General features: G+C 44.5%; 10 protein-coding genes. 2 read left to right on the top strand and 8 right to left on the bottom strand.

The genetic code is table 11. From position 1 onward, the window contains the following. The coding region (locus ACJ751_RS01070; protein WP_407743517.1) for a hypothetical protein at positions 1-598 on the top strand (598 nt) is incomplete at its 5' end. Between the two features lie 5 nt (positions 599-603). On the opposite strand, the gene ACJ751_RS01065 is transcribed toward ACJ751_RS01070, so the two are convergent. Then, complete coding sequence (locus ACJ751_RS01065) at positions 604-2,745, bottom strand: S9 family peptidase (RefSeq protein ID WP_407743516.1); 2,142 nt, start codon at positions 2,743-2,745, stop codon at positions 604-606. Positions 2,746-2,820: 75 nt separating this feature from the next. Further along, positions 2,821-3,714: a hypothetical protein gene (locus tag ACJ751_RS01060; RefSeq protein WP_407743514.1), complete on the bottom strand. Its 894-nt coding sequence runs from the start codon at positions 3,712-3,714 to the stop codon at positions 2,821-2,823. Between the two features lie 97 nt (positions 3,715-3,811). Between ACJ751_RS01060 and ACJ751_RS01055 the strand changes: the two genes are divergently transcribed. Further along, entirely contained in the window at positions 3,812-4,456 is a 645-nt protein-coding gene (locus tag ACJ751_RS01055) for an NAD(P)H-dependent oxidoreductase (protein ID WP_407743513.1), read from the top strand. 80 nt (positions 4,457-4,536) lie between these two features. On the opposite strand, the gene ACJ751_RS01050 is transcribed toward ACJ751_RS01055, so the two are convergent. The 6 genes from ACJ751_RS01050 to ACJ751_RS01025 form a co-directional block, all read right to left on the bottom strand. Continuing rightward, positions 4,537-5,412 carry a DUF5777 family beta-barrel protein gene (locus ACJ751_RS01050; RefSeq protein ID WP_407743511.1) on the bottom strand — a complete coding sequence of 292 codons (876 nt, stop codon included), beginning with the start codon at positions 5,410-5,412 and terminating at the stop codon, positions 4,537-4,539. Positions 5,413-5,422: 10 nt separating this feature from the next. Next, the gene (locus ACJ751_RS01045; RefSeq protein WP_407743510.1) at positions 5,423-5,977 is read right to left on the bottom strand and encodes a YceI family protein; all 555 of its coding nucleotides are present in this window, start codon (positions 5,975-5,977) and stop codon (positions 5,423-5,425) included. A 21-nt stretch (positions 5,978-5,998) separates the two neighbouring features. Next, a complete protein-coding gene (locus ACJ751_RS01040) occupies positions 5,999-6,400 on the bottom strand; it encodes a hypothetical protein (RefSeq protein WP_407743509.1) in 402 nt (133 codons plus the stop codon). Positions 6,401-6,568: 168 nt separating this feature from the next. Then, complete coding sequence (locus ACJ751_RS01035; RefSeq protein ID WP_407743508.1) at positions 6,569-7,327, bottom strand: LytR/AlgR family response regulator transcription factor; 759 nt, start codon at positions 7,325-7,327, stop codon at positions 6,569-6,571. A 201-nt stretch (positions 7,328-7,528) separates the two neighbouring features. Next, complete coding sequence (locus ACJ751_RS01030; protein WP_407743507.1) at positions 7,529-8,194, bottom strand: sigma-70 family RNA polymerase sigma factor; 666 nt, start codon at positions 8,192-8,194, stop codon at positions 7,529-7,531. A 28-nt stretch (positions 8,195-8,222) separates the two neighbouring features. Further along, on the bottom strand, positions 8,223-8,669 hold the full coding sequence (locus ACJ751_RS01025) for a hypothetical protein (protein ID WP_407743506.1): 447 nt from the start codon (positions 8,667-8,669) through the stop codon (positions 8,223-8,225). Positions 8,670-8,794 lie beyond the last annotated feature (125 nt).

Genomic DNA, 8,794 nt, shown 5'->3' with positions numbered 1-8,794 from the left:
ATTCTCAAAACCGCTTAAACATTTATCTGCTGATGATTTACGCGAGTTCACTGGCAGGGCTATAACCACCTGGGGTGAGGTAAATGATTATAAGCACTTTTTGCCAAGGATATTGGAGCTGACCGCATCATACGACGGCTCTCATGATTTTAGCAGAATATTCGATAAACTGGAATATGGGAAATGGGAAACATGGGACAAAGATGAAAAGGATGTCATTCAGGAATACATGCTGGTCTTTTGGAAAGAAATATTAAAAGACTCCACGAAAAACACTGAGGATTTTTTCGTGGAGTACTTCTATGTGTGTGCCCGGTTTTATTCAAACTTCAGTGAGTTATTGAGCATTTGGGAAATAAACACGAGTAAGGCCGCTACAAAACATTTGGCTGATTTCATCTTTTACGAAAGCCCATTCATCTTTAGTCATAAGAATAACAACCATGAGTTAAAGAACTGGTTACTGTCAGACAAGATTATCCACAGACTGGAAGCAGCCTTTTACCAATACGCTCAGGAACCTTTGGGCGAAAGAATTTCATGGGCTGAGAAAATTCTGACAGACGAGAAGAAATCAGCCAATAAAAACCAGTACTAAAACTATCAATCAAGCTTATTCTCCAGTGCCAGGAAGAAAGCATACTGCCAGGCTTTGTCTTTCAGGTAATCGAAACGGCCTGAAGCGCCTCCATGGCCTACATCCATATTAATTTTAAAAAGGATCTTGTTGTTACCGGTATGCAATTCCCGCATTTTGGCCACCCATTTGGCCGGTTCAAAATATTGCACCTGCGAATCGTGGAGACCAGTTGTTATCAGCATATTTGGGTATGCTTTCTTTTCTACATTATCGTACGGCGAATAGGATTTCATGTAAAAATATTCGGCGCTGTCTGCGGGGTTGCCCCATTCCTTGTACTCGCCGGTAGTGAGTGGTATACTGGGGTCAGACATGGTAGTGATCACATCCACAAAGGGCACATCGGCCACTACGCCATGCCAGAGATCAGGGCGGAAGTTGACAATACCACCCATCAGCAAACCACCGGCGCTGCCGCCATTGGCGTACAGGTGTGCCGGAGCTGTATAATGTTCTTTAATGAGGTATTCACCGCAATCAATAAAGTCGAAGAAAGTATTCTTCTTGTTAAACAGGTGGCCCTGGTCGTACCAGGCGCGGCCCATTTCCTGTCCGCCCCGCACATGCGCAATGGCATATACAAAGCCCCGGTCGAGCAGGCTGATGATATTGCTGTTAAAAACCGGGGAGATGCTGTTACCGTAAGAGCCATAGGCGTACAGTAATAAAGGGTTGCTGCCGTCTTTCTTCAATCCTTTTTTATATACCAGCGAAATGGGCACTTTGGCGCCATCCCGCGCAGTGGCCCATAAGCGCTCAGCCGCATAATCCTCCTGTTTGAACCCGCCCAGCACTTCTATTTGTTTTTTCAACTCACGCTGTTGCGTATCCATATTAAAATCATAGATAGAGTGGGGTGTTGTCATGGATGTATAGGAGAGCCGCAGGATGTTTGTATTATAGTCAGGATTTACCTGTTGAAAAGCGGCGTATACAGTTTCGGGAAAGGTGATGTAATAATCTTTGTGATCGGTTTGGTTAATGACGCGCAACTGGTTCAGGGCGTCTTTCACTTCGCTCAGCACCAGGTGATTTTTAAACAACACCATGTTGGAGATGTATACATCTTTCCGGTGTGGAATCACTTCCTTCCAGTGCTCTTTTGACGTATTTGTCTCCGGTGTTTCCATCAGGCGGAAGTTGGGCGCATCCCAGTCGGTCAATACATAGAACTTATCATCAAAATGTTCGATGCTGTATTGGAAATTTTCTTTGCGAGGTTCGAATACTTTGAAGGCGCCGGCAGGATGAACTGCTTCCAGGAGGCGGAATTCGGTTGATACCTCGTTCATGCTGGAATATATGCCAATGTACTTCTTCGATTTTGTACGGTATACACCAATATAGTAGCGATTGTCTTTTTCTTCGTATACCATCACATCTTTGGAAGGTTCGGTACCCAGTTCATGCCGCCAGATCTGGTAAGGAAGTAACGTGGTCACATCTTTTTTGGCGTAGAAAATGGTTTTGTTATCAGCAGCCCAGCACACATTATCGCCCTCTACATTGGGAATAATTTCAGGGTATATCATGCCAGTCGCCAGATCTTTGATCTGCAGTCCATAGAGCCTTCTGCTCACAGAATCTACCGTAAAGGCCAGCAGCTCGTTGTTATCGCTCACAGCCTTGCTGCCGATGGAATAGTATTTGAACCCCTCCGCGAGTTTATTCTGGTCGAGCATGATCTCTTCGGGTGCGTCCAGGCTTTCTTTTTTACGGCAGTAGAAGGGGTATTGTTTGCCTTCTTCAAAACGGGAGTAGTACCAATAGCCATTGTCTTTATAAGGCACCGACTCGTCTTTTTCTTTTATGCGGCCCTTCATTTCATTGTATAGTTTTTCCCGCAGGTCCTTTGTGCCGCTCATCATCGTGTCGAGGTAAGTATTTTCAGCTTTCAGGTAGTCGAGCACTTTGGGATTTTCACGCTGGTTCAACCAGTAATAGTCGTCAATGCGTTTATCGCCATGCGCAATAAATTCTTTCGGTTCCTTTTCCGCCATGGGTGGTTTAACATCCGCCGGCCATTTATAGGTATTCATAGTAGATGATGATTGTTTACAGGCTGCCAATGAGGCAACCAGGAGCAATATAATGATATTTCTCATGTGAAAATGAAGGTACATCTCAAGCACGACGGGGAATATGATGTCAGGCAGGGGAGTGGTTTATCTTGTCATTGGTTAACTATAATATGGGCTTCTTTTCAGCTTGTTCGGTTTTAAATATACAAATGTGCGCGATGCGTCGATGATGATGTTGAACCGTTTCAGGATGTCGCCGCCAATGCTGCTTATCTTTTGACGGCCGATCGCTCCTTCAAAGAATCCTGCCGGTACGTTGGTTAATGTAGTATTACCGAGGATAAAACGGGGTAAAATGGCCTTTTGTAATTTCATTACATTACCAAAGGCATCTTTCATTTCTTTGGTATCGATCACTTTTAACTGATCGCCCAGCTTATTGCTGGCCACAAACTGATCATCGAGCAGCAGGCTGCCGGAATAACCGGAGTGCAGGAGGAACCGGTTAGTAATAGTTTGACTGTCGGTTTTACAGACTGCTTCCACAAACAAATTATCATTTTTGAATTCGGCTTTTAGCTTCGTATAATGCTGTGTTTTAGCGGGCAGGCTGGAATGCAGGACAATTACTTTTTTGTCGAAATCTATTTCGATGACTTTGTCTTTGAATAATCCGAGGCCAAACTTGCCGTCTGTTCCAAAGCCAGAGTACTTGTCTTCCCAGATGGGTACATGTTCGCGGGTAAGCGAGCCAATTTGCAGGGTATTGTTCTCACTATAGCGGGAGGTGCCGCCGCCACCCCAACTTTTTACCGTGTCGACTCTGCTAAAATGCAAACTGGTTAACTTTTGTATACGCTCTTCAATCAGCATCACCGAGCTGGCTGCTGTATGGAACATTAAATGGAGGGTATCCTTCCCATTTAGCACCGCCTGTATGCTCAGGTTGTTATAAGCCGTGAGCTCAAAAGGGATGATGGTTGGCTTTTCCTGTGCATACATTGCCTGGCAAAACGAAAACAGCAGGCAGGTATAAATAAAAATTTTTTGCATGGTTATTATTGAGATGTTTGGTTAAGGCCGCTTTCTCAAATATAAACAACTGTTCTAACCAATTATAGTAATTTGAGGCGTATTAGAATTAAACCTAATGACAACCACTGCTAAAAATATCGGGATCATCAATGGCTCGCTTCGGGGCGCTGCCGGTAATTCAGGCGCTGTGGCAAAACAAGCTGTGCAACTGCTGAACGGGTTGCAACAACAGGCAACTGTGCTAACCCTTACCGATCCATTGCCAACGATCAGGGAAGTGTATGAGTTGCTGGCTGGCTGCGATGGCTTCCTGGTGATAAGCGGGGTATACTGGAATAACTGGAGCTCGCCCTTGCAACGGTTTATTGAAGTAACTACCGCTTTTGAAAATACACCGGCTTTCTTCGGTAAACCGGTTGCCTGTACCGTGACCATGGATTCTGTAGGCGGCATTGAGGTGGCGGCGAGGCTGCAGGCTGTATTTGGGGGCTTGGGTTGCTGGAGCCCGCCCTGTTCTACCGTTGTGTTATCGCGCACAGGGCAGGAAGCGATTGACGCTTCGGCTGGTTCTGCCGACGACCCCAATAACGATGTATGGCGAATGGATGATCTGCAGATCGTATTGCAAAACCTGGCTACGGCCGCTGCCATTCCGCGGCATAACTGGGTGGCCTGGCCGCATACCGAACTCCAGATCCCTGACGGCCCCTGGCCCGGGGAAGGCCCGCTGGATCTGGGAACGCCGAAGTTTTTGTTTTGATCTGAAACGAATAAGGGCACTCCAAATGGAATGCCCTTTTATAAGACCCGGACGGTTTTTACACCTGGACACTAAGCCTGTTATTTTTTACTGATCGAAAAAACGCGCGACAAATTAAACCCAAACCGCACTTCGCCCTTTCCCCAGTCGCCGGTTGTATTGGTGATAAATGCTTTCTCGTTCATGCCCGTAGTATTGGAGAAATGAAGCTGGAACACATGCCCGCCGGTTTCAATATCAAAACCAACGGATAATGGATCCTTGTATATTTTTTTATCAAGCCCTTTGGCGATGTAATGATAGTCGGCCACAAACGCCACCCGTTTGGATAATTTAAACCGGCCACCTACGCCAATGGCATATACGTTGTTTTCATCAGTTGCCAGGTCAACCAGGTTCCGGTGGATAAAAATGGGTGACACCTGCAAGCTGAACTGTTCACTGAATTTTCTTCCAATGATCACTTCATTGTAAAACGCCATGCGATGATTGAAGTTATATTTATGACTGGTATCGGCCCAGGGTGTTGTGCCTACTGTCATTCCGGTTACCAGCACAATGGAAAATGGAAATGAACCTGGACCGGTTGATTGCCAAACTGGTCTGAATTTCAGGAATCCATCCAACTCCTTGCCTGCCGTGCTGCGGCCAACCCCAACGGTTAACCGGTTACTGAGGCCATAATCAAAACCCAGTCGCATATTGGCTTCATCAAGACCAAAAAGGTTGTTGGCGCCTGAATTCACTTCGCCAAAACGGTGCAGAATGCGCACATCGAGCACGCCCTTGCCGATAAATTCCATGGAATGGCCGTTTATAACCCGGCTCGATTTAAACGCATTGCTGACGAATTCTTTCTTTTTTTCTTCTTTGTTGTCGATCATTGACAACAACTCCTGCGCCTGTACTCCAACAGAAATAGCTACAAATAAAAAGCCCACTAATAATTTTCTCATTTGTTAGTTTTTATTTACCAAGCGGGTTATAATTGCAGTTTACTTTTATGTTCACTGATTTCGATACTTTGTCTTTAACCAGCGAGGGAATGGCGATATTATAATCAGCCAGTAATACGGTAAAGCCGGCGGTAGACGCAACGGCATCCCCGTTCACTTTCATGGTGCCGGTTGTTTCAACGTCCTTCTTTACGCCGTGCATATCCAGCTGCCCCTTAACGGTTACCGGATAAACGCCATTTTGCTGAAAATTTATTTTGTCGAGATTCACGATCTTTCCTTTGAACAGGGCCTTGGGATACTTGTCGCTCTCCATATAATTTTCGTTAAAATGCTCCTGCATTAATGCTTTTTTAAATTCAAATCCTTTTATGAGCACGGCAAATTCCATTTGACCGGTAGCGGCATCAAACACACTCACGGCTGCGCCATTAGTGGCATCGATGTCTTCTACCGAAGTGCCGGCGTTAAAGGTGACCTGTCCTGATTTAGTGAAGTATTTTTTCTGCGAAAAGGCAAATGCAGTAACAAGCAGGCATACTGCCAGCATAATAGAATGTTTCATGTGGTATATATTTCTTTTACTTTAATTATTGGGCATGCCGGAATCGAACCAGCATTGTAAAACGGCTATATCATGCGTGTTGAGTGGGGCAGCAGGAGGCATCGTTTTTTCGATAATGGCCCTTTGTTTAATACGGTCTGATTTTGATTTTATCTGATCATAGGTTTCCAGAATAACTCCTCCTTTGGCGGCAGCGGCGCCGTGGCAGCGGGAAGAACTGCATTTGGTCGTTATGATAGACTTTACCGTGGCAAAAGTAGCATTCAGTGTGTCGCAGGCATTTTGTTTAGGCGGGTTCAACAGCTCTTTTTTGTCGTAGGTACAGCTTGCGCTGAACAGGATGAAAAGTGCAAGAAAGAATGAATACCTGTTTTTAAAAGGAGAGGCGCTTGAAGCAAGCGGCGTAAGGATATTGGTTTTCACTGTTCGTTTTCTTTTGGGTGATTAATTGATATTTGATCAAGGCAATTTTAGAACTCAATTACTGTGCTTGAATGGTTTTTGAACTGCCGGAAATTACCCATTGGTAAATATTGATAACCGAATGGGCATTTATTGCGGCTGGTTGTTCATCTACCCGATACCGTTTGTTTAAGTCATGCTAAAGCCACCCAGCAGCCAGTTGTAAAAAGGGTCTGTACGGCCAAAACTGGTAATGGTATTATAGTTGGTATTGGGTTGCAAAACCACTTGCAGCCGTGATTTGCTGGCCGGGATCATTTTTACGATAGCCGAAAGATGAATGATGAACTGGCGGTTGATGCGGAAGAAATGAGCGGGGTTTAGTAATTGTTCCAACCGTTCGAGCGTAAAACCCGTACGGTATTTGTTACCGCCAAAAGTAATGAGGTACACTATTTTCTGCTCTGAAAAGAAATAAGCCACTTCTTCCCCCTTCACCAGTTTTACCTGATTCCCTACAGTGACCAGAAAGCGGTCCTGGAACCTGTTGTTAGTCTCTCCCTGAATTTCTTCAACCAAAGGCGCTGTTTCTTTAGCTAGTAAATACCGGTACCGGAAAACCGCTTTTTCTATTTCAGTTCTATCCAATGGTTTTAATAAATAATATATCCCGTTTTGCCTGAAAGCTTCCAGTGCAAACCGGTCGTTGGCGTTCATATAAACCACTGGTGGACTGGTCTTGAGCGATGTAAATAGATCAAAGCTCAATCCATCGGGAAAGGTGATTGCAGAAAATACCAACCGGGGAAGGGTGTTTTTCCGAAACCAGGTCCTGGCTGCGCGGATATCACTGCAATGGCTGATCGTTGCTTCAGGAATTATTCCCTTTAAAATGTACTCCAGTTCTTTTATAACTGCTTGTTCAGATTCGATAATCAAAATGCACATATTCTATAGGATAATATCTAAGGTTTATATTATGGGTATAGCTATCCGTGACTCCCGAAAGAAGCCGGTTTTTTGGCAAGCTGGGGTAAATTATAATAATAAGGGCAGCAGGGCGGTTATAGGGAGCTGTTGTATAGGGGAAAACAGTGCCTGCAATTTACAGAAAAATGCGCATAAAATGAATGCAGTCTGTAGAAGGAATTATGATCTCAATGCTGATATCCGTTTCATTACGCCGTTTACAATGCGGTCGCAGCAAACCAGGTTAAACTCATAAATATCTTCGGTTGAATACGTTTTTTCAATGGCTTTCCGCAGCATGGCTTTGGCCCGGGTCAATCTTACTTTTACATTGGTGCCGGAAGTGTTCATGGCGCCTGCCGTTTCTGCAACGCTTAATCCCGCCAACTCGCGCAACGCAAAAGTAGTTCTATACTCCTGGGGAAGTTGTTGCAGGCAGGCTTCTACCACTTTATTAAATTCTCTGCTAAGGACTGCATCATCGGTGTTGCTGTGGTTCTTTGGTAAAAACATAAACGATGAATTGTCGGGTAAAAGATCCGCTGTTTGCTCTTTGAGATAATTGAATTTGTGTGCTTTTCGATAACACTGATGAAGCATGATCGTAATAAGCCAGGTTTTGAAAGAAGAGCGTTCAGCAAATTGTTTCAGGTTCACATAGCTATTGATAAACGTTTCCTGCATCAGGTCTTCCGTATCCTGGTGGTTAAAGCCATAGCTTCTTCCCACTTTATACAGATAAGGATTATACCTGCGGATGATAATTTCAAATAAAGCGGTATTGCCCGCCAATACCTGCTCAATGATGGCTACATCGGTATATTGCTGAACGCTCTTGATTATCATGTTGAATGCTATATTACAAATTTACCAATTAATGGTTTAATGCCTGGCCTCCCGAGAATTGCACGCCACTGCTTTCCCGTACTTTGGGTTGAGCTTCTGTACGGGCTAATTGTGCCAGCGAATAAGCGCCCATGGCCATTACCAGGTCACGCACTGCTACGTCAAAATAGCCTTTGCCGATAATCAACTGTAATGCGATACATATCAACCAGGCCATTACTATATAAGCGCCAATGGCAGGCCGGGCCAAAACGATCAGTCCCGCAACAATTTCAATTACCCCAACGATCATCATAAATGTATGTGGGCTAAAAGGAAGCATTTGTGCAATAGAAGGGTTCAGGTATTTGTCCCAGTCTGTTAACAGGTCGGTGAATTTATCCAACCCGGCTATAATGGGTACCAGCCCGAATGTGAATTTCAACAGTGTAAAAACACGGTGTACGTTGTGTGAGGTTAATGCTGCTGTTTCCATAAAATTTACTTTTTGATGATTTTAATAGTAAGGCTCATCAAAGAATAGAGATGGTGAGTGCGTGAAAGGTTACAGCGCCGGTCGATTTATTTTTAAATAGCTGTTTTTGAGGTAGTAATACAATT

The organism is Niastella sp. (assembly GCF_045805085.1).
GTDB lineage: Bacteria > Bacteroidota > Bacteroidia > Chitinophagales > Chitinophagaceae > Niastella.
The sequence above is the reverse complement of the archived record's forward strand: the minus strand, read 5'-3'. Positions and strand labels throughout refer to the sequence as shown.